The sequence below is a fragment of the Allopontixanthobacter sp. genome (assembly GCF_034376665.1).
In the GTDB taxonomy this organism is placed as follows: Bacteria; Pseudomonadota; Alphaproteobacteria; order Sphingomonadales; family Sphingomonadaceae; genus Allopontixanthobacter.
Window position 1 is genome coordinate 1 of sequence record NZ_JAXMJI010000085.1, and the last position, 21317, is coordinate 21317.

20 protein-coding genes are annotated in these 21317 nt (G+C 63.1%); 15 read left to right on the top strand and 5 right to left on the bottom strand.

The window, feature by feature from the left end; all coding sequences use genetic code 11:
• From U0988_RS09145 to U0988_RS09160, 4 genes are all read left to right on the top strand, one after another.
• Nucleotides 1–1419: 2-oxoacid:acceptor oxidoreductase subunit alpha (locus U0988_RS09145; RefSeq protein ID WP_322292315.1), on the top strand; the 1419-nt coding region annotated here is incomplete at its 5' end.
• Nucleotides 1420–1528: 109 nt separating this feature from the next.
• Complete coding sequence (locus U0988_RS09150) at nucleotides 1529–2575, top strand: 2-oxoacid:ferredoxin oxidoreductase subunit beta (RefSeq protein ID WP_322292316.1); 1047 nt, start codon at nucleotides 1529–1531, stop codon at nucleotides 2573–2575.
• Nucleotides 2576–2710: 135 nt separating this feature from the next.
• Nucleotides 2711–3301, top strand: a complete 591-nt coding sequence (locus U0988_RS09155) for an EF-hand domain-containing protein (protein ID WP_322292317.1) — start codon at nucleotides 2711–2713, stop codon at nucleotides 3299–3301.
• Nucleotides 3302–3403: 102 nt separating this feature from the next.
• Nucleotides 3404–4303: a metal-dependent hydrolase gene (locus U0988_RS09160; RefSeq protein ID WP_322292318.1), complete on the top strand. Its 900-nt coding sequence runs from the start codon at nucleotides 3404–3406 to the stop codon at nucleotides 4301–4303.
• A gap of 128 nt (nucleotides 4304–4431) precedes the next feature.
• Here U0988_RS09160 and U0988_RS09165 read toward each other — a convergent pair whose 3' ends face one another.
• A complete protein-coding gene (locus U0988_RS09165) occupies nucleotides 4432–5160 on the bottom strand; it encodes a phosphatase PAP2 family protein (protein WP_322292319.1) in 729 nt (242 codons plus the stop codon).
• A 47-nt stretch (nucleotides 5161–5207) separates the two neighbouring features.
• Between U0988_RS09165 and U0988_RS09170 the strand changes: the two genes are divergently transcribed.
• The 3 genes from U0988_RS09170 to U0988_RS09180 all read left to right on the top strand — a co-directional run bounded on the left by U0988_RS09170 (nucleotide 5208) and on the right by U0988_RS09180 (nucleotide 9162).
• A complete protein-coding gene (locus tag U0988_RS09170; RefSeq protein ID WP_322292320.1) occupies nucleotides 5208–6599 on the top strand; it encodes a deoxyribodipyrimidine photo-lyase in 1392 nt (463 codons plus the stop codon).
• Between the two features lie 70 nt (nucleotides 6600–6669).
• The gene (locus tag U0988_RS09175; RefSeq protein ID WP_322292321.1) at nucleotides 6670–7914 is read left to right on the top strand and encodes a cyclopropane-fatty-acyl-phospholipid synthase family protein; all 1245 of its coding nucleotides are present in this window, start codon (nucleotides 6670–6672) and stop codon (nucleotides 7912–7914) included.
• Between the two features lie 36 nt (nucleotides 7915–7950).
• Nucleotides 7951–9162, top strand: coding sequence for a serine hydrolase (locus U0988_RS09180; RefSeq protein WP_322292322.1), 1212 nt, complete (start codon nucleotides 7951–7953; stop codon nucleotides 9160–9162).
• 28 nt (nucleotides 9163–9190) lie between these two features.
• Here the strand turns inward: U0988_RS09180 and U0988_RS09185 are convergent, their stop codons facing one another.
• From U0988_RS09185 to purF, 3 genes are all read right to left on the bottom strand, one after another.
• Nucleotides 9191–9544, bottom strand: a complete 354-nt coding sequence (locus tag U0988_RS09185) for a PilZ domain-containing protein (protein ID WP_322292323.1) — start codon at nucleotides 9542–9544, stop codon at nucleotides 9191–9193.
• A 113-nt stretch (nucleotides 9545–9657) separates the two neighbouring features.
• Nucleotides 9658–10392, bottom strand: coding sequence for an SDR family NAD(P)-dependent oxidoreductase (locus U0988_RS09190; RefSeq protein ID WP_322292324.1), 735 nt, complete (start codon nucleotides 10390–10392; stop codon nucleotides 9658–9660).
• Nucleotides 10392–11858 (bottom strand): amidophosphoribosyltransferase, encoded by a 1467-nt coding sequence (gene purF, locus U0988_RS09195; protein ID WP_322292325.1) that lies wholly within the window; start codon nucleotides 11856–11858, stop codon nucleotides 10392–10394. Before purF ends, U0988_RS09190 begins: the two co-directional genes overlap by 1 nt.
• Nucleotides 11859–12113: 255 nt before the next feature.
• On the opposite strand from purF, the gene U0988_RS09200 reads away from it, so the two are divergent.
• The 5 genes from U0988_RS09200 (at nucleotide 12114) to dnaE (ending at nucleotide 18605) form a co-directional block, all read left to right on the top strand.
• Entirely contained in the window at nucleotides 12114–13355 is a 1242-nt protein-coding gene (locus U0988_RS09200) for a lipoprotein-releasing ABC transporter permease subunit (RefSeq protein WP_322292326.1), read from the top strand.
• Nucleotides 13348–14034: an ABC transporter ATP-binding protein gene (locus U0988_RS09205; RefSeq protein WP_322292327.1), complete on the top strand. Its 687-nt coding sequence runs from the start codon at nucleotides 13348–13350 to the stop codon at nucleotides 14032–14034. The genes U0988_RS09200 and U0988_RS09205 overlap by 8 nt, the downstream gene beginning before the upstream one ends.
• A gap of 48 nt (nucleotides 14035–14082) precedes the next feature.
• The gene (locus U0988_RS09210; protein ID WP_322292328.1) at nucleotides 14083–14364 is read left to right on the top strand and encodes a hypothetical protein; all 282 of its coding nucleotides are present in this window, start codon (nucleotides 14083–14085) and stop codon (nucleotides 14362–14364) included.
• Between the two features lie 82 nt (nucleotides 14365–14446).
• Complete coding sequence (locus U0988_RS09215; RefSeq protein WP_322292329.1) at nucleotides 14447–14926, top strand: glutathione peroxidase; 480 nt, start codon at nucleotides 14447–14449, stop codon at nucleotides 14924–14926.
• Between the two features lie 205 nt (nucleotides 14927–15131).
• Nucleotides 15132–18605: a DNA polymerase III subunit alpha gene (gene dnaE / locus U0988_RS09220; RefSeq protein WP_322292330.1), complete on the top strand. Its 3474-nt coding sequence runs from the start codon at nucleotides 15132–15134 to the stop codon at nucleotides 18603–18605.
• On the opposite strand, the gene U0988_RS09225 is transcribed toward dnaE, so the two are convergent.
• Nucleotides 18588–18944: a hypothetical protein gene (locus U0988_RS09225; RefSeq protein ID WP_322292331.1), complete on the bottom strand. Its 357-nt coding sequence runs from the start codon at nucleotides 18942–18944 to the stop codon at nucleotides 18588–18590. The two genes, dnaE and U0988_RS09225, sit on opposite strands and share 18 nt — an antisense overlap.
• Nucleotides 18945–19020: 76 nt before the next feature.
• Between U0988_RS09225 and U0988_RS09230 the strand changes: the two genes are divergently transcribed.
• From U0988_RS09230 to U0988_RS09240, 3 genes are all read left to right on the top strand, one after another.
• Nucleotides 19021–20631 (top strand): long-chain fatty acid--CoA ligase, encoded by a 1611-nt coding sequence (locus tag U0988_RS09230; RefSeq protein ID WP_322292332.1) that lies wholly within the window; start codon nucleotides 19021–19023, stop codon nucleotides 20629–20631.
• Nucleotides 20628–21056, top strand: coding sequence for a DUF1330 domain-containing protein (locus tag U0988_RS09235; RefSeq protein WP_322292333.1), 429 nt, complete (start codon nucleotides 20628–20630; stop codon nucleotides 21054–21056). The genes U0988_RS09230 and U0988_RS09235 overlap by 4 nt, the downstream gene beginning before the upstream one ends.
• 55 nt (nucleotides 21057–21111) lie before the next feature.
• Nucleotides 21112–21317: endonuclease domain-containing protein (locus U0988_RS09240; RefSeq protein WP_322292334.1), on the top strand; the 206-nt coding region annotated here is incomplete at its 3' end.

Consider the following 21317-nt stretch of genomic DNA (forward strand, 5'->3'; position numbering starts at 1 on the left):
AATATGTGGACGCTGGGCCTGGCGCTGTGGATGTTCGACCGTCCGCGCGGCCCGATAGAGGATTGGCTGAAAGCGAAATTCAAGACCAAGCCCGACATTGCCGATGCCAATATCGCGGCGCTGAATGCGGGCCATGCTTACGGCGAAACGGCGGAACTGTCCGGCCCGCTCAAGCAGCTGCATATCGCGCCGGTGGAAAGCGCGCCGGGTCTGTACCGCACGATCACCGGGGCGGAAGCGATTTCGCTGGGGCTGGTCGCAGGGGCGCAGCTTGCCGGGCTGAAAATGTTCTTCGGCGGCTATCCGATCACGCCCGCTTCGGCGATCCTGCACCATCTGGCGCGGCTCAAGGAATTCGGCGTCACTACCTTCCAGGCGGAGGACGAGATTGCCGCGATCTGCGCCGCGATCGGCGCGAGCTATGCCGGGCAATTGGGGATCACCAGTTCCTCCGGCCCCGGCATTGCGCTCAAGACCGAGGCGATGGGCCTTGCGATCATGACCGAACTGCCGCTGGTCATCGTCAACAGCCAGCGCGGCGGCCCGTCCACCGGCCTGCCGACGAAGACCGAGCAAAGCGATCTGTACCAGGCGGTCTATGGTCGTAACGGCGATGCGCCGATGCCGGTGGTATCCTGCAACAGCCCCGGCGATGCTTTCGAATGTGCGATCGAGGCCTGCCGCATCGCGGTCCAGTACATGACCCCGGTGATGCTGCTGACCGATGGCTATATCGCCAACGCCGCCGAACCGTGGATGGTCCCCGATCCCGACAGCTTCGCTCCGTTTCCGGCCGAATTCCTGACTGAGAAGAACGGCGAGACACTGCTGCCCTATAAACGCGATGCCAAGGGCGCGCGTCCGTGGATCAAGCCGGGCACGCCGGGCCTGATGCACCGCATCGGCGGGATTGAGAAACAGGTCGATACCGGCCATATCGACTATGCGCCCGACAACCATCAGGCGATGACCGACGCCCGCATGGGCAAGGTGCTGGGGATCGAGGTGCCCGATCAGGAGGTTGCGCTGGGCGGAACCTCCGGCAAGCTGGTCGTGGTCGGCTGGGGTTCCACCTACGGCCCGATCCGCCGTGCGGTGGACAATTCGCGCCGCAAGGGGCTCGACGTCAGCCATGTCCATGTGCGCCACATCTGGCCGCTGCCGAAGAACCTCGGCCCGCTGCTGCGCGGTTTCGAAAACGTGCTGGTGCCCGAAATGAACACCGGCCAGTTCAAGACCGTGCTGCGCGACCAGTTCCTGGTCGATGCAACCCCGCTGACCAAGACCAGCGGCCAGCCCTTCGCGATTGCAGAACTGGAAGCGGCCATCGGCAAGTATTTCGATAATGTCGAAGGCAACGAAGGCGGCGAAGTGGCGGTGAACGAAACCCAGCTTCCCAGTCCGGAGGCGGAGGTATGACCACTGCCAAGAATGGTCCGTCATCCCAGCGAATGCTGGGATCGGGTTCGGCAAGGTCCGGCAGCGCGGTGAGCGATCCCAGCATTCGCTGGGATGACGAGGTGAAATCATGAACGAGATGACCAGAATCGAAACCACGCTGAAGGATTGGGAAACCGATCAGGAAGTCCGCTGGTGCCCCGGCTGCGGGGATTATGCGATCCTGAAGGCGGTGCAGCGCACCTTGCCGCAGCTCGGCTGCGATCCGTCCAACACTGTGTTCATCAGCGGCATCGGCTGTTCCAGCCGGTTCCCCTATTACATGGAAACATACGGCTTCCACACCATCCACGGCCGCGCGCCTGCGGTGGCAACGGGCGTGAAGCTGGCCAATCCGGACCTCGACATCTGGCTGGTGACGGGCGACGGCGACGGCCTCTCCATCGGCGGCAACCACATGATGCACGTCCTGCGGCGGAACGTGAACATGCAGATCATGCTGTTTAATAACGAGATTTACGGCCTGACCAAGGGGCAGGCTTCGCCCACCAGCCGGGAAGGGACCAAGTCGCCCTCCACGCCGCTGGGATCCTACGATCATCCGGCGCGGCCCTGCGCGTTTGCGCTGGGTGCCGGGGCACGCTTTGTCGCCCGCGGCTTCGATGTGTCGAAGAACCTGCCCGATGTGCTGAAGGCGGCGCATGCGCATCAGGGCGCGGCGTTCATCGAGATTTTCCAGAACTGCATCGTCTATAACAAGGACGTGTTCGACGATTTCGCCGCGCCAAAGGGCGCCGGTGACCACCAGCTGTGGCTGGAACATGGCCAGCCGATGCTGTTCGGTGATCCCAAGACCGGGCTGAACAAGGGCATCGCACTCGACGCCGAAGCGCTGGCGCTGAAAGTCGTCGATGTGGTGGACGGGGATTGGCAGTCGGCGGGCGTGATTGTCCACGATGTTACCAACCGTGCCGTTGCGCATATGCTGGTGGAAATGCCGTTCGGCCCGTTCCCGATGGCGCTGGGCGTCCTTTACGATGATCCCCGGCCGACCTTCGAAGACGCTGTAATCGAGGAACGCAGCCGCTCGGCGGCGGGCAAGGACGTCAATCTGGCGCGGTTGCTGGCCAAAGGGCAGACCTGGACAGTCGACGGCACGGCGGGGCATCCGGTTTGAAGCAGCGGGTGCGCGGCCGGTAAAATGCGGTGAACCGAGGAAATTTCTTCGGCCATATTTTGAACAAAATTCGACTTCGTGCGTTTCGGCGGTTTGGAGCGGGGCGGTCTCGCTCTCAAGGCACGGAGAAGATTCATGCGTAATTTCAAGATATTCGCCGCAGCGAGCGGCCTCGTCATGGCGCTTGCAGCCTGCGAGCAGGAAAGGGAAGTCGTGACGCCCGAACCGGTGGAAACCGAAGTGGCGACAACCACTGCCGATGTGGACCCACTGGCGCGCGACTATACCCTCTCACCGGAAGCCCAGGAACGCCGGGCATCCTTCGACCTGGACGAGTTCCAGACCGAGTTCCGCACGCTGCGGGAGGAAACCACGAACGCATCCGGTACATCCGCCACGGGTTCGACAGCCACTGGCATAGGATCGGCCACTTCCGGCACCACGGCAGCTTCAGGTTCGGGCGGCATTCCGCGTGATCGTAGCGCAATGAACTGGGAGTACCTCGACCGGAATTCCGACGGCCAACTGTCGGTAGCCGAATATGCGATCTGGGCCATCCCGCTCGACCCGAACGAACCCAAACCAGACGACGAAACCAAGCCTTACGTGACCGCCGAACAGGCCAACCGCGCGGCGGATTCGTTCTTCTATTTTGACCGGGACGGGGACACCTACCTGTCGCAGTCCGAATTCGCGAGCGCGCGAAGCGGCGCCAGCGTCGGCTGAAGCGTCGGCTGATTCACCGGGTAAAGCGAAGAATCAGGGCGGCGGGCGTGACCTGCCGCCCTTTTTCGTTGCAACCCTGCCGCGCGCCGCCATGGTGCGGCGATGGACAATCTCACCCATTCGCTCGTCGGGGCACTGCTCGGGCAAGCGGGGCTGAAGCGCAAGACCGGGCTGGCGATGCCTGCGCTGATTATCGGCGCGAATTTGCCCGATGTGGATGCGGCGTGTTTCTTCTGGCTCGACGGGGTCGAACATCTTGGATTTCGCCGCGGGATTACCCATGGGCCAATTGCGCTGGTGCTGCTGCCACTGATATTGGCGGGGCTGCTGTATGGCTTCGACCGCTGGCAGGCCAAGCGCGGCAAGAGGCCGGAGGGGCGGTTGCCGGTCAGCTTCAAATGGCTGTTCCTGCTCGCCTTCATCGGCTGCCTGACCCACCCCGCGCTCGACTGGCTCAACGTCTACGGCATCCGCTTGCTGGAACCGTTTTCGAGCCAGTGGTTCTACGGCGACACGCTGTTCATCATCGACGTGTGGCTATGGGCGCTGATGGGTTTTGCGACATGGTTCTCGCTCCGGCGGGAGAAGCGGGGCGGGGACTATGAGGAATCGGCACGTTGGGCGCTTGGCATTGGCATCCTCTACATTGCCGCAAACTCAGTGATCACATCGCTCGTTGGCGCGATGGCATCAGGCCAGCCAGCCATTGAGAGCCCGAGGCCGCTAACCTCATGGCAACGCGAAGTGATCGAACCCTATCGCGCCGGGAAATGGCAGATTGATGGCGAAGTGGTCGGCGAGTGTGCGCTTGAGCCTGTGGTCAAAAGCACAAAAAGCAATTCACAGGCCGAAGCCTTCCTCTTCTGGTCGCGCGCGCCCTTTGCCGAACGTCAGCCGGACGGTTCGGTGATACTCCGCGATGCGCGCTATTACGATCCGCGGGCGCGGGACCGGTTCTCCGTCGCGCTGCCGGATGTTAAATGCGAGCCCTTGGGCGAATAATCCCTTAGCCCCCCGAAGTCCGCTCATGCTGAGCTTGTCGAAGCAGGGTGGCGGGCGGTGTGCCAGCATCCTTCGACAGGCTCAGGATGAGCGGGATGGGGTTTTGGGCAATTATGGACGAGCCGCAGTCACCCGCTCTCCGCCACAACCTTCGCGGGGCGATAAAACAGCGCCGAGGCGACGAACGCCCAACCGGCACCGCCGAGCCAGCCCGCCACCGCGTCGCTGGGGAAATGCACGCCGAGCATCACCCGGCTCCACGCCACCATGGCCGAGAGGATCATGGCCGCGCCGATAATGGTGTAGCGGACCGAATGCCGCCGGCTGATCGCCGCAAACGCCAGCGCCATCGCAATATAGATCACCGCGGCGTTGAAGCTGTGGCCGCTGGGAAAACTCTCGCCGCCCGCTTCCATCAGATGCGGCACGATCTGGGGCCGCTCGCGCCCGACCAGTCCCTTGACCGCGTTATTGGCGATCGCGCCGCCGATCACGGTCAGCGCGAACAGCACCGCCTCGCGCCGCAAATTAAGGAACAGCAGCGCCGCCACCGCGCCCAGCGCGAAAAGATTGCGCAGGAACACGCCGCCCAGCGCGGTGGTGTCGCGGGTAATTTCGAGAAGCCGGCGAGATCCGGCAAATTCGCCCCCGTCTCCGGTGCGCGCCGCCAGCAGGCCGAGCTCGTCGAGGCCGCCCGTCCGGCCGGTCAGAACCAGCCATGCGATAATCGCGAATCCGGCCCAGCAGACCGCGCCCGCCGCCAGCGACTTCGAACGGCTGATCCGCCAGCCATGCGCATCCCGGTGGCTGGTTTCAGGGGGCATGTGCAGCATGGAGGCGGAAGGTTGGTCGCTCATCACGCAGCGGCTAGCACGACCGCCCGTTCATCGCCAAAGGGGTTTGCATGGATACACCGCAAATTGTCTGGCTCCGCCGCGACCTGCGCCTCGCCGACCAGCCCGCGCTTAATGCCGCCGCGCAGGCGGGGCCGGTGGTGCCGGTGTACGTTCTCGATGACGAGGCGACGGGGATCCACGCCTATGGCGGCGCGTCGCGCTGGTGGCTGCACCATTCGCTGACCGCGCTCGCCGCCGACCTGGCCAGACGCGGCTCCAGACTCGTGCTGCGGCGCGGCGATGCGGCGGAGCAGCTGGCAGAGCTGTCGCAGGAGCTCGGCGGTGCGCCGGTCCACGCCATCCGGCATTACGAACCGTGGTGGCGCAAGGCGCAGGGCGCGCTGGCGAAGAAAGTCGATCTGCAGCTGTACGACGGCAATTATTTGCTGCCGCCGGGCGCGGTTACCACCGGATCAGGCTCGCCGTACAAGATCTACACCCCGTTTTCGAAGGCCGTGCTGGAACAGTTCCCCCCGCGTGACGTGGTGACCGAGCCGGAGACGCTTTCCGCGCCCGACAGCTGGCCCGATAGCGATGATCTGGCGGATTGGAACCTGCTGCCGACCAAGCCGGATTGGGCAGGCGGATTGCGCGATTTCTGGCATGTGGGCGAGGCGGCGGCGCATGACCGGCTCGAAGAATGGGAGGACCACGTTTCCGACTATGACGAAGCGCGCAACCTGCCTTCCAGGGACGGTTCCAGCCGCCTTTCGCCGCATCTGCATTTCGGGGAAATCAGCCCGGTGCAGGTGTGGCACGCACTCAAGGGACGCCGGGGACAGGGCTGGGCGACCTATGAAAAGGAACTGATCTGGCGTGACTATGCCCAGAACGCGATCTGCCAGTTTCCTGCCTATGCAACGCAAAGCTATCGCGACCAGTTCGGCGCGATGGCGTGGCGCGATCCGGATCGCGACGAAGCGGCTGCGCGCGATCTGGAGGCATGGCAGCAGGGCCGCACCGGCTCTCCGATCGTCGATGCCGGAATGCGGCAGCTGTGGCAGACCGGGTGGATGCACAACCGCGTGCGGATGATCACCGCCAGCTTCCTGATCAAGCATCTGCTGATCGACTGGCGGCATGGCGAACAATGGTTCTGGGACACGCTGGTCGATGCCGATTACGCCAGCAACGCGGTCAACTGGCAATGGACTGCGGGTACCGGGGTCGATTCGAATATGTTTGTGCGGATCATGGCACCGCTCAGCCAGTCGGAAAAATTCGCTGCGGCGGGATATATCCGTGAATATGTGCCCGAACTGGCCCATCTTGCGCATGGCGCGGTGCACGATCCCGACGAACACGGCTGCCGTCCCGCAGACTATCCCGCCAAGATCATCGCCCACAGGGAGGCGCGGGAGCGCGCGCTGTCGGCATATCATGCGATGAAAGGCGAATAGCGCGCGGACTGTACAGGACAGTTCCGATCGCCACTTGCCCGCCAAACACCATCGCGCCATAGGGCGAGGAATGGTGGGCAAGACGTTCGATAGGGGAGAGGCCCTGCTGGCGGGCGCGGCGCGTTTCGAGCGCCGGTCCGGCGTGATCGCGCGCCTGATCGCGCCGCAGTTCCACAAGATCCTCGACCGTATCGACCGCGGCCTCGAATACGGATCGATCAGGGGAATACTGCCCGATGGATCTACCCGTCTTCTGGGCGGGCGCAATCCGGGTTTCGAAGCCGAAATTCACCTGCGCGACTGGCGCGGGGTCATGCGGCTGGCAACCAACGGGTCGATCGGCTGGTATCAGGCGTGGGAAGCGGGCGAATGGGACAGCCCCGATCCGGTGCCGGTATTTGCCCTGTTCAATATCAACGCCGAATGGCTGGGCGATACCGGGCGCGCCAAGGGCCCGTTCCGGATGCTCGCGCGCTTTGCCCATTGGCTGAACCGCAATTCGCGAGTCGGGGCGCAGCGCAACATCCAGGCGCATTACGATCTCGGCAACGATTTCTACGCCCAGTGGCTCGACCCGGCGATGAACTATTCGTCTGCGATGTTCGCGGACGGGGACAGTCTGGAGCAGGCGCAGCGCCGCAAATGGGCGCGGTTGGCGGAGCGGCTCGGGAATCCGGGTACAGTGCTGGAGGTTGGCTGCGGCTGGGGCGGCTTGGCCAATCATCTGGCGAAACGCGGCGCAAGGGTTACCGCGATCAGCCTGTCAGATGAACAGCTGGCCTGGGCCCGTCAGCGGCAGGACCCCTCGATCGAATTCCGCAAGCAGGATTACCGCGACGTGGCGGGCCAGTTCGACGCGCTGGTCAGTGTCGAGATGGTCGAAGCGGTCGGCCGCGAATACTGGCCCGGCTATTTCGACTGCATCGCCAACAATCTGAAACCCGGCGGGCGCGCGGCCATCCAGTATATCTCCATGGCGGACTGGATGTTCGAGGATTATGCCCGCAGCGCCGATTTCATCCAGGCCTACATCTTCCCCGGGGGCCTGCTGATCCGCACCAGCGAGTTTCAGCGATTGGCCGCGGAACGCGGGTTGGTGTGGGAAGACCAGCAGGATTTCGGCCTCGACTATGCCGAAACGCTGAAAATCTGGCGCGAAAATTTCGATGCGGCAGTTTCTGCAGGGCGGCTGCCTGCCGGGTTCGACGAAAGATTTATCCGTTTGTGGCGGTACTATCTGATGTATTGTGAAGGCGGTTTTCGCGGCCGGGGCATAGATGTGCATCAGGTAACACTGGTGAAGCCCGCAGCCTGACTGCGGACGGAAATATTGCCCTTGGGAGGGGTGTTTATGAAAAAGTGGCTTATCGCGATCCTGGCTGTCCTGCTACTTGCCGGCACCGGCGTTTTCTTCAGCCTCGACAAGGACCAGCGCGCGCTGCTTGCGCATCTTCCGACTGACCGGAATGTCCTGTTCTGGTCGGTCGAACAGCGCGATGCGGCGTTCAGGGCGATGGACGCGTTGCCGGTCCTGTCCAAGGCGCGGGTGATCGAAGCGGGTGATAAGGTTACCCCGCTGCCGGAGGGCGAACCGCTCGCCATTGCTGCCGATATCGATGCCTTCATGGGGCACCAGCGCACGGCCGGCATGGTCATTCTGGTCGATGGCGAAGTGGTGCTGGAACGCTATGGCCTCGGCTTCGGGCCGGAAGGGAAATGGACCAGCTTCTCCGTCGCGAAAAGCCTGACCTCGACAATGGTCGGTGCGGCCCTGAAGGACGGCGCGATCGAGAGCCTGGATGACAAGGTTTCCGACTATGTCACGGGATTGATCGGGTCCGCCTATGATGATGTGACGGTGCGGCAATTGCTCACCATGACCTCCGGCGTGCGGTGGAACGAGGATTACACCGACCCGAATTCCGACGTGGCGCGGTTCAACGAAGCGCAGGCCGTGGGCGGCGAGGATGTCACGGTCAGCTATATGAAGACCCTTCCGCGCGAAGCTCCGGCTGGGACGAAATGGGTCTACAAGACCGGCGAAACCAACCTGATCGGCGTGCTGGTGAGCGAAGCGACGGGCAAGCCGCTGGCGGAATATCTGTCGGAAAAGGTCTGGGCGCCGCTCGGGATGGAACAGGATGCAACCTGGCTGCTGGGATCGACCGGGCACGAGATCAGCGGATGCTGCGTGCAGGCCTCGACGCGCGATTTTGCGCGGTTCGGCCAGTTTATCGCCGATGGGGGTGTGGTAGGCGGGAAGCGGATCGTGCCCGATGACTGGTTGGCGCAGGCGACTGTGAAGCAGGCCGATATCGGCGTGCCGGGGCGCGGCTACGGGTACCAGTGGTGGACCTATGACGATGGCAGCTTCGCCGCGCAGGGTATCTTCGGGCAGGGCATCTTCATCGACCCCGCGCGAAGGCTGGTCATCGCCACAAACGGAAATTGGCCCACTGCGCAGGATGCAGAGCGGGCGGCCATGCGCGGCGCGTTTTATGCGTTGGTGCAGCAAGCCGTCGATCGGCGGAACAGCACCGGCACCGCCGGCGCTGCTCCCTGATCATCGACGGCCGTGCTGGAAAGTCAGGTCAGCAGGCGCTGCGGTACACCGAAGTGCTTTGAAATTTGGACACGATATTATCGTGCACGATCGGGCTGAGCAGTTCGGCAAAAGCGCAGCCGACCTGGCTGTTGTCCCACCAGATCACTTCGGCCTGAAGCGATTCGAGCCCCGGAAGTGTCATCCAGCAAAGCTGCCCCGGGTGCATCCGGTTGATCGCCGAGGCAGAAAAGCCGGAAATCGACAAATCATTGACCACGGTCTGGAAGGCGCGCCCACCCGATGCCCGGAGCTGGCCCGGTATCCTGAGTCTGGTGCGCGGGCCGCAGCGGTCTTCCTGCGCGGCAACTTCGTAACGCTGGATTGTTTGTTCTGTGACCATCGGACGGGTTCCCTTATATTAAGGAGCAAGGGTAGCGGGCCTGCGGGCGGAAACTCCCACGGGCCAGAACCTCTGGTGACCCATCCTGCTTGATGTTCTGTTGCCGAAGCTGGTTAAGAACTTTTTACCACCTGCATCCGGTGGCCGGTCGGGAAGTCCTGCAGCAACAGGTCAACCAATTGATCGCCCACCACTTCTGCGGGCTTTACGGAGCTCGGATCTTCACCCGGATAGGCTTTCGCGCGCATCGCCGTGCGCGTGGCGCCGGGGTCCATTATCGCGACTTTTACCCCGCCGATCTTCTCAACTTCCTGGCCGTAGCTGCCGAGCAGGGACTCGAACGCGGCCTTGGTCGCGCCATAGGCCGCCCAATAGGCACGCGGCTGCGATCCGACACTGCTGGTCATGCCGATGACCCGGCCCTGTCCGCTGCGCTTCAGCAACGGGTCGAAGGCGGCCAGCAGGGCCTGCGTCGCCAGCAGATTGGTGGTGATCGCGGTGTTGAACTGCTTGGGTTCGATCTGCGTAACCGGTGTCAAGGTTGGCAGATACGCCGCTGAAATTACAAGAATATCGAGCTTGTCCCACCGCCCCGCGATGGCCGAGGCGAGCCGCGCGATGGAATCGCCCTCGGTCAGGTCGAGCGGGGCAATTGTCGACTGTCCGCCTGCCTCGTGGATTGCATCCTCTACCCCTTCCAGCGCACGGACATCGCGGCCGGTCAGCACGACATGCGCGCCGCTTTTCGCCAGCGCGTTGGCGCAGGCTGCACCAATTCCGCGGCTCGAGCCGGTGACGAGTGCGACGCGGCCCTCCAGCGGGCGGTTTTCCGGCGAATTTTCTGACATCAGGCGACCTTGTCGAAGGAAAGCTGCGCGTCCCTGGTCTCACGCCGGGCCAGATCCGTCAGGGATGTCGGATAATCGCCGGTGAAGCAGGCGTCGCAGAATTGCGGGCATTTGTCGTCGCGCTGCGTGGCGCCCACTGCGCGGTACAAGCCGTCGATCGACACGAAGGCAAGGCTGTCCGCCTTGATGAATTCGCGCATCGGTTCGATTTCCATCCGCGCAGCCAGCAATTTCGAGCGTTCGGGCGTATCCACCCCGTAGAAGCAGCTGTGGGCGGTCGGCGGGCTGGCGACGCGGAAATGGACTTCGCTCGCGCCCGCTTCGCGCATCATCTCGACAATCTTGAGGCTGGTGGTGCCGCGGACGATGGAATCGTCGATCAGGACGATCCGCTTGCCCTGCACGAGTGCGCGATTGGCGTTGTGCTTGCGCTTGACGCTGGAATTGCGCGCGCCGTCCGATGGCTGGATGAAGGTCCGCCCGACATAGTGGCTGCGGATGATGCCGAGTTCGAACGGCACGCCCGATTGCTGCGCGTACCCTATGGCCGCGGGCACGCCGCTGTCGGGGACCGGGATCACCAGGTCGACATCCGCGGGGCTTTCGATTGCCAGCTGTTCGCCGATCGCCTTTCGCACCGAATAGACCGACTGCCCGCCGAAAATCGAATCGGGACGGCTGAAATAAACGTGTTCGAAAATGCACGGCCGGGCGCCCGGATTGCCGAACGGGCGCAGGGACTGGACCTTGCCGGTGAAATCGACCCGCACCAGTTCCCCGGCTTCGACTTCGCGGATGAATTCCGCGCCGATGGTGTCGAGCGCCACGGTTTCGCTGGCGAAGATGATGCTGTCCCCTAATCTGCCCATCACGAGCGGGCGGATGCCCAGCGGATCGCGGCAGCCGATCATCCCTTCCGGCGTCATCACGATCAGGGAATAGGCCCCTTCGACCATGCGCAGCGCGTCCACCAGCCGGTCGATCATCGTCGGGTAGCGACTGGTGGCGACCAGGTGGATGATCACTTCGGTGTCGGAGGTCGACTGGAAAATCGCCCCCCGGCCGACAAGTTCGCTGCGCAATGTGCCGGCGTTCGATATATTGCCATTATGCGCCACCGCGAACCCGCCCGCGGCAAGGTCGGCATAGAGCGGCTGGACATTGCGCAAACCCGCGCCGCCGGTGGTGGAATAGCGGACATGGCCCGCCGCCATGAATCCCGGCAGTTCCGCAATGGCTTCGCTCGAGGAGAAATTTTCCGCGACATGGCCGGTACCGCGCCGGCTGTAGAATTCCTGCCCGTCGTAACTGGTTATGCCGGCGGCTTCCTGCCCGCGGTGCTGCAGGGCGTGAAGGCCCAGCGCGGTGACGGCGGCGGCATCGGCCGCGTTGATAACGCCGAACACGCCGCATTCCTCGCGGAGCTTGTCGCCATCTTCATCGTGAAACGGGTCGGTAAGATTCATGGCTCGGGTCGCCCGTTGCGCTTCGGGGATAGGGCCGGGACATTGTCCCGTGCATGGGGCGCTCAATGGCGATGTTGCAGACAGATTACAACCCGCAGCAGCACGAAACAGTCGGATTTCCGGCCCCGGATGCCGAACATCTGGCTATTGCCTAAAGGGATTTCATTGCAGCGAAAGGAAAGCCTGCCTAAACGGCCACAACCATGAATGTCCCACCGGGCCTTTCCGCCCGGCAATCCAGTGAAGCAAACGCCCTTGATCCTGACTCCTTTCGAATGGACCATCGCCAAGCGGTACATGATGCCGGGGCGCGGAGAGACCTTCATCGCGCTGGTCGCAGGCATCAGCCTGGCCGCGGTGATGCTCGGCGTGGCCGCGCTGATCATCGTGATGAGCGTGATGAACGGCTTCCGTGCCGAATTGTTCGACAAGATCGTCGGGCTGAACGGCCACGCCATTGTGCAGGCTTACGGCGGGCGGATCGATAATTGGGAAGAAGTGCTGCAGGAAGTGCGTGAGACCCCCGGGGTCGTCAGCGCATCGCCCCTGATCGAGGCACCGACGTTCCTCACCTTCAACGGTCGAAGCGCCGGTGTGCAGGTGCGCGGCAACACGCAGGCGGACATTGCCGATCTGGCGCCCAATGTTCTGACCGGCAATCTTTCGCTAATCACGCCGGACAGCGGACGCGTGGCCATTGGTGCCCGCCTGGCGGAAAACCTCGGGGCGCGGGTGGGCGATGTCATCACCATCTTCAATGTACAGGGCCGCCCGACGCCGTTCGGCACCGTGCCGCGTCAGGTCGGCTACGAAGTCGCGGCGATCTTCGAGGTCGGGGTGTTCGATTACGACGAGGCCTTCGTGGTCATGCCGATCCGGGATGCGCAGACCCTGATGCTGACCGGCGATACTATTGGCATGATCGAGGTGACCACGGTCGATCCCGATAAGGTCGGCGAAATCCTCGCCCCGGTAAAGGCGAGGCTGGAGGGCGTGGCGCAGGTGTCCGACTGGAAGACCATCAACGCGTCCCTGTTCGAAGCGCTGGCGGTGGAGCGGGTGGCGATGTTCGTCGTCCTGTCGATCATCGTCTTGGTGGCGGTGTTCAACATTCTCAGTTCGCTGATCATGCTGGTGCGCGCGAAAACGCGGGACATCGCCATCCTGCGCACGATGGGCGCGACCCGCCGCAGCCTGATGAAGATCTTCGTTACCACCGGTTTCGTGGTCGGAGCGCTAGGAACCGTGGCCGGTCTCGCGCTCGGGTTCACCTTCCTGTTCTTCCGTCAATCGATCGTGCAGGGAATTCAGTTCGTGACCGGCATCGAATTGTGGGACCCCTCGATCCGCTTCCTGTCCGAACTGCCCTCACGGACTGACCCGTGGGAAGTGCTGACGATCAGCGTGCTCGCTCTGGTGCTCAGCTTCCTGGCGACGCTGTATCCCGCGCTGAAAGCCGCGAGCACCGATCCGGTACAGGTGCTGCGCTATGAATAGTCCTGCCAACCAGCCGGTCGTGAAACTGACCGGCCTCACCCGCTCCTTTGAACAGGGTGGGGAGAGGATCGACGTGCTGCGCGGGATCGATCTGGCGATTCAGCCAGGCGAAATCGTCGCGCTGCTCGGCCCGTCGGGTTCGGGCAAATCGACCATGCTGCAGGCGGTCGGCCTGCTCGAAGGCGGGTTCGGCGGCAAGATCGAGTTGAGCGGGATAGATGCGACGACGCTGTCCTCAAACGGCCGCACGACGTTGCGACGCGATCACCTCGGGTTCGTCTATCAGTTCCATCACCTGCTGCCTGATTTCAACGCTCAGGAAAACGTCGTCCTGCCGCAGATGGTTGCCGGAAAGACCCGCGAAGAGGCCGATTTGCGGGCTGCCGAATTGCTCGACGCGCTTGGCCTCGGTGCGCGCAAGACCCACCGGCCGAGCCAGCTTTCGGGCGGCGAGCAGCAGCGCGTGGCGGTGGCCCGGGCGCTGGCCAACCGGCCCAATCTGGTGCTGGCGGACGAACCGACCGGCAATCTGGACGAGAAGACCGCGGACCGGGTTCTGGCCGAATTTCTCGCTCTGGTGCGCGACGAGGGCAGCTCTGCGCTGGTCGCGACGCATAACGAGCGGCTGGCGGCGAAGATGGACCGGGTCTTCCGGCTGCACGAAGGCCTGCTCGAATAGCCGGACCCAAGTTTCCGGTGGTGCGTTGGCATGGGGAAGGAGATTTCCATGACCGACCACCCCAGCACCTACCACGCCGGCCCGGAAAATGTGGGGCGGATCGACTGGGACGACCGTGCCAGCCTCCACCGCAAGGATGACGGACACGGCGTGCTGGATGGTGCCAAGGGGCTCCGCCGGGGAACGCTGGCAGAGCTGGTCCGGCATGTGCAGCAATTGCCGGAGGAGGAGCGCGGAAAATACGTCATCCAGAAAGCCGGCGATCACCGCCTCGACCGGGCCGAAATCGAGGCACTGGCCGCGCGGGACGATTTTCCCCGGCCCGGGTAACGGTGCAACTATCGCTTGACCGCACCCATGGGGTGGTCCGAGTGTCGGAGTTCCAGCACCGTCCGAACCAGGAAACAAGCGTATGACCACCATTGCAGATTTTACGGCCGAAATGCCCGGCGGCAAGGAAGTGGACCTGTCGGAAAAGCTGGGCACTGTGCTACTGGTGGTCAACACCGCCAGCAAATGCGGCTTCACTCCGCAATATGACGGGCTGGAAAAAGTCTATCGCAAATATGCCGATCAGGGTTTCGAAGTGTTGGGCTTCCCCTGCAACCAGTTCGGCGGGCAGGAACCGGGCAGTGCGGAGGAGATCGATCAATTCTGCAAGGTCAATTTCGGTGTCACCTTTCCGCTGATGCAGAAGGTTGATGTCAACGGCCCGGGTGCCAGCCCGCTGTTCGACTGGATGAAGGCGGAAGCGCCCGGCCTGCTGGGCAGCAAGGCGATCAAGTGGAATTTCACCAAATTCCTGATCGATCGGCAGGGCAATGTGGTGAAACGCTATGCCCCGGCGGATCGGCCTGAAACCATCGCGAAAGATATCGAGAAACTGCTATAGCCGATGCTCGGCGGGGCTTTTGTCGGTCGGGCGCGAAGCTGGGGAGTACCCGCAAGCTTCCATCCACGTCATCCCAGCGATTCCAGCTTTCGCTGGAAGGCACGGTATGTGAACTCGCAAGGTTGGCGCGTTACCGTGAAGGGCATTGGGGGATAGATCGCGCTGGCCCCCTTCCAAATTCCGTCCAGAATCCTAATCTGGTCCCATGTCCTTCGCCCCCTTCGTACCCTTGCGAGTCATGTCGTCCTATTCCCTGCTCGAAGGGGCGGTGGACCCCAAGGGAATCGCCAAACTGGCGAAGGAACGCGGCTTTCCCGCGATCGCGATCTGCGACCGTAACGGGCTCTACGGGGTGGTCGCCTTCGCCTCCGCCTGTTTTGCCGAAGGCATTCAGCCGATCATCGGCACCCTGCTGGGCATCGCACGCGACAAGGAAGGCCGGCAGGTCGATTATCTGCCGTTGTTTGCGCAGGACGAGACCGGTTACGACAATCTCTGCCATCTGGTCAGCCATGCCCATCTGGGCCGCCCGCTGGAATTCGAGCCGCATGTCCGCCTGAGCGATCTGGAGGGGCATTCAGGCGGGCTGATCGCGCTGACCGGAGCAGGCGAGGGCGCGGTTTCGCGGCTGCTGGCGGACGGGCAACAGGACCATGCAGAGGCGATGCTGGAACGGCTGCAGGGTCTGTTTCCGGGGCGCCTCTATATCGAACTGGCGCGCCTGAAAGATGCAGTGCAAGACAGCGCGGAAGCCGCCCTGATCGACCTCGCCTATGCGCGCGATCTGCCGCTGGTGGCGACCAATCCCGCCAATTTCGCCGATCCGCATGTCCACCCCGCGCATGACGCGATGCTGTGCATTGCCCATTCGACGCATATCGAGGCTGAGGACCGGCCCCGGTCCAATCCGCAGGCGTTCGTCAAATCCGCGCCGATGATGGAGGAACTGTTCGGCGACCTGCCCGAAGCGACCGCAAACACGCTGACCATTGCCCGGCGCTGCGCCTTCGCGCCGCCCAACCGCGATCCGATCCTGCCCAGCCTGGCGGGCGATCTGGAAGGGGAGGTCAAGCTGCTGGCGGATGATGCCCGCGCCGGCCTGGATGCGCGGCTGGCGCTGTATGGCGAGATGTCAGCCGAGGAACGCAAGGTCTATGACGACCGCCTGCAGTTCGAAATCGACATCATCACCGGAATGGGCTTTCCCGGTTACTTCCTGATCGTGGCCGATTTCATCAAATGGGCCAAGGAACAGGATATTCCGGTGGGGCCGGGGCGCGGTTCGGGCGCGGGTTCATTGGTGGCGTGGTCGCTGACGATTACCGATCTCGATCCGATCAGGCTCGGCCTGCTGTTCGAACGGTTCCTCAATCCCGAACGTGTTTCCATGCCGGATTTCGACATCGATTTCTGCGAAACGCGGCGCGGCGAAGTGATCCGCTATGTGCAGCAGAAATACGGCGCGGACCATGTTGCGCAGATCATCACCTTCGGCAAGCTGAAGGCCCGCGCGGTGCTGCGCGATTGCGGGCGCATCCTGCAGATGAGCTACGGGCAGGTGGACCGGCTGTGCAAGATGGTGCCCAATCACCCGACCGATCCGTGGACCCTGCCGCGCACCTTGAACGGCGCGGCCGAATTCCGCCGCGAATATGATAACGAACCGGAAGTGAAGCGGCTGGTCGATCTGGCGATGCAGCTGGAAGGGTTCCCGCGCAACAGTTCCACCCATGCCGCCGGGGTGGTGATCGGGGATCGGCCGCTGGCGCAATTGGTGCCGCTATACCGCGATCCCCGCTCCGATATGCCGGTGACCCAGTTCGACATGAAACATGTCGAAAGCAGCGGGTTGGTGAAGTTCGATTTTCTCGGGCTGAAGACGCTCTCGGTGCTGCAGAAAGCGGTCAAGCTGCTGGAAAAGCGCGGGATCAGCGTCAATCTCGATACTTTGGCGTGGGACGATGCAGCGGTCTACAAACTGCTCCAGTCGGGAAGTACTGTCGGGGTGTTCCAGCTGGAATCGGAAGGGATGCGGCGGACGCTGGCGGCAGTCAAACCGACCAATTTCGGTGACATCATCGCGCTCGTCTCCCTCTATCGCCCCGGCCCGATGGACAACATTCCGCTGTTCGGCAAACGCAAGAATGGCGAGGTCGAAATCGCCTATCCGCATCCGAAGCTGGAAGGCATTCTGGCGGAAACCTACGGCATTTTCGTCTATCAGGAACAGGTGATGCAGGCAGCGCAGGTGCTGGCCGGTTACTCGCTCGGCGATGCCGATTTGCTGCGCCGCGCGATGGGCAAGAAAGTCCAGGCCGAAATGGATGCGCAGCGCCAGCGTTTCGTGGATGGCTGCAAGGAAGTGTCGGGGATCGAAGCGCGCCAGGCCAACGAATTGTTCGACTTGATCGACAAATTCGCGGGCTACGGCTTCAACAAATCGCACGCCGCCGCCTATGCGCTGCTGGCCTATCAGACGGCATGGCTGAAGACGCATTACCCGCATGAATTCTACGCCGCGTCGATGTGTTTCGACATGCACCAATCCGAAAAGCTGGCGATCTTCGTCGATGATATGCGCCGCGCAGGCTATGCGCTGGAGGGGCCTTGCATCAACCGCTCGGAACCCGAATTCAGCGTCGAGCGGACGGACGAGGGTTATGCGGTGCGCTATGCGCTCGCGGGAATCCGTAATGTCGGCGAAAAGGCGATGGCCGCAATCGTGGCCGAGCGCGAGGCGCATGGCTGGTTCGGCAGCCTGCAGGATCTGTTCGAGCGGGTTCCGCCGGGGTCGCTGAACCGCCGCGCGCTGGAAGGTCTTGCCTGCGCAGGCGCGCTCGATTCGCTGGAGCCGAGCCGGGCAAAAGTGTTCGAAAATGCCGAAATGCTGCTGGCGGTGGCCGACGCGGCCGAGCGCGAACGCAGCAGCGGGCAGGGCGGTCTGTTCGGCGGCGAGGATCATGCGGTTGAACCGATCCGTCTGGCCGACACACCCGATTGGTCCCGCGCCGAACGCATGGCGAAGGAGCGGGAGAATTTCGGGTTCTATTTCTCCGCCCATCCGGTCGAGCAATACCGCGCCGTGGCCTCGGCCAATGGTGCGCGCAGCTTTGCCAGCCTGATGGAAAGCGGCGCACCGCCAGGAGGCCGCGCGCTTGCCGTGATGGCCGCGATGGTCGAGGGCGTGAAACGCGGCAAGACCCGGCGCGGCAAGGATTTCGTGCGCGCCAGCTTCTCCGATCCGTCAGGCCAGTTCGATGCGGCGTGTTTCGAGGAATCCCTGGTCGAGAATTTCATCAAATGGGCCGCAGACGGCACCTGCATCCTGCTCAATGTCGAACTCGATTCGCCGAGCCCGGACGAGCCGCCCCGCATCACCATCCGCGGCGGCCGTCCGCTGGACGAGGTGAAGGGCGGATCACGCATGGTCCTGACGCTCGATATCCACCGCGCGGACGTGTTGCAGGATCTCAAACTGGAACTGATCCCCGGCGCGGAAGGGCGCGGAGAGGTACTGGCGCGGCTGCATACCGCCGCCGGGGTGCAGCCGGTGGTGCGGCTCGGGCGCGATTTTCAGCTCGACGGCGAGTTGGCCGAGCGGCTGGAACAGATCGACGGTATCTCCAACGTCACGCTCACCTCGCGCCGCGGGCCGAACCATTTACGGCTGGTTGCCTGACTTTCCTGCTGGATGGGCCAGCGAACCTTTTGCAAATATCGTGCTGTACCGGCTGAGCACCAGCAGCGCCGTGGGTATCAGCAAGGCGTTCCAGATGTCCTTCCAGTTTCCCCGCAGGTTCAGGTCCTGCGACAATTCGAGATTCCGCTGAATGTCCCACACCTCGCCCATGATCGCGACACCCAAAACCAGCAGCCAGGGCCGCCACTGCCGGGCCTTCCAGCCGAAGATCAGGCACGATCCCAGATACACCCCCAGCGCGATGTAGATGTGCAGCGCATCCTTGGACAAACCGGACAGCGTGATCAGAATGACCTTGAAGGCTTCGTAATTGCTCATTTTCGTCCCGTAACCCCGATTGCCTTGCCGTGAAAGCGCGGGCATGAGTGGCGAAAGAGATTTACGGGAGACAGATATGCAAGCCCTCGGTGCCATGCAGGATTGGGACCTCACAGTCAGCCACCTGATCGATCACGCCGCGCGCGAACACAGTCGGCGCGAAATCGTGACCCATTGGGCCGACGGCAGCGAAACGCGCACCGATTGGGCGGGAATCCGCCGCGATGCGCTGAAGATGACGCAGGCGCTGCGGGCCGCCGGGATCGGCAAGGGGGACCGGATCGCGACGCTGGCGATGAACCATGCGCGCCATCTGGTGAGCTGGTACGGCGCGATCGGCGTCGGCGGGATCCTGCACACCATCAACCCCCGCCTGTTCGACGACCAGCTGGAATATATCGCCAACCATGCGGAAGACCGGGTGCTGCTGTATGATGCGGCGTTCCAGGGCGTGATCGACAAGATGAAGCCCAAATGGACCACCATCGAACATTTCATCTGCTTCGACAGCGGCGACCATTCGCCCGAGTTCGAGGACTGGATCGCGCCCTACGACGGGGATACGCAGTGGACCGGGGTGGACGAGCGCGACCCTTGCATGCTGTGTTACACCAGCGGCACCACCGGCCATCCCAAGGGTGTGCTGTACGAACACCGTTCCACCATGCTCCACGCAATCAGCGGGCTCCAGCCGGCAATCTTCGACCTCCAGGCGAACAGCGTGATGCTGCCGGTGGTCCCGATGTTCCACGCCGCCAGTTGGGGCCTGCCCTGGTCCGGGGCCGCCGCCGGGATAAAGTTCGTCTATTCCGCGGTCAACGATCCGAAAGTCCTGTGCGATCTGATGGCGCGCGAAGGCGTGACCCATTCTGCGGGCGTGCCGACTGTATGGCTCGCCATGTTCCAGCACATGGACGCGACGGGCGAGACCTTGCCCACGCTGAAACAGGCGATCATCGGCGGTTCGGCCGCGCCGCGCTTCATGATCGAACGGCTGATGAAGGTCGGGGTCCGCGTTGCCCACGCATGGGGCATGACCGAAACCTCGCCCATCGGCACCACCGGGGCGGAACCGCATAATTGGGACGAACTGTCGTTTGACGAGCAGGTTTCCGTCAAGGCGAAGCAGGGCGTGCCGCCGTTCGGGGTGGAACTGCGCTGCGTCGATCTCGACGACATGACCACCGTTCTGCCGCGCGACGGCGAAACATCCGGCGCGCTGCAGATCCGCGGGCCGTGGGTGATCAAACGCTATTTCAAGGCGGAGGAGGATGCGACCACGCCCGACGGCTGGTTCAACACCGGCGATGTCGGCATCCTCTATCCCGACGGCACGCTGCAACTGACCGACCGCACCAAGGACGTGATCAAATCGGGCGGCGAATGGATCAGCTCGGTCGAACTGGAAAACGAAGCCGTCGCGCATCCCGCCGTGGCCGAGGCTGCCGCGATCGGAATGCCGCATCCCAAATGGGACGAGCGTCCGGTGCTGTTCGTGGTCAGGAAAGAAGGCGCGGAATTGTCGGCGGGCGAGGTGCTGGAATTCCTGTCCGGCAGGATTGCGAAATGGTGGATGCCCGATGCGGTCGAATTCGTGGACGAGATTCCCCACACCGCAACTGGCAAGATTTCGAAGAAAGACCTGCGCGCGCAGTTCGCGGATTATGTGCTGGAGGGTTCCGAATGAATTATCTCAACCCTACCCGCGAGGCGTTCGATTTCTTCAAATCGCTGCCGCGCGATACGCCGATCAACATGCTCAACCTGCTGCGCTACCGCGAGCGGGCGGAGTATCCGGAGGGCCATCCCAACGCCGCCAAAGGCTGGTCCGGGCGGCAGGCCTATGCCGAATACGGCAAGACCAGCGGCCCGATCTTCAGCCGCGTGGGCGGCACGATTATCTGGCGCGGGACATGGGAAGCGATGGTCACCGGCCCGGACGACAAGCATTGGGAGGACGCCTTCGTCGCCGCTTACCCCAACGCGGGCGCGTTCCTGGAAATGATCACCGACCCGGAATACCAGAAGGCGGTAGTAAACCGCAGCGCCGCCGTGCTCGACAGCCGGTTGATAAGGTTTGCGCCGGGCAAAAGCGGCGGCAGTTTCGGATGAATCCTCCCCCAACGGGGGAGGGGGACCAGCAAAGCTGGTGGAGGGGCACCCCAAAATGATCACCGGCCCAACCCAAACCGTAAAACGCGCCCGCAAACTGCGCAGCGAAATGTCACTCCCCGAGGTCCTCCTATGGCGCGAAATGCGCAAGCGGCCCACGGGGCTAAAATTCCGCCGCCAACACCCGGCAGGAATTTACATTCTCGATTTCTTCTGCGCGAAGGCGAAACTCGCGATCGAAATCGATGGTTTCGCGCATGA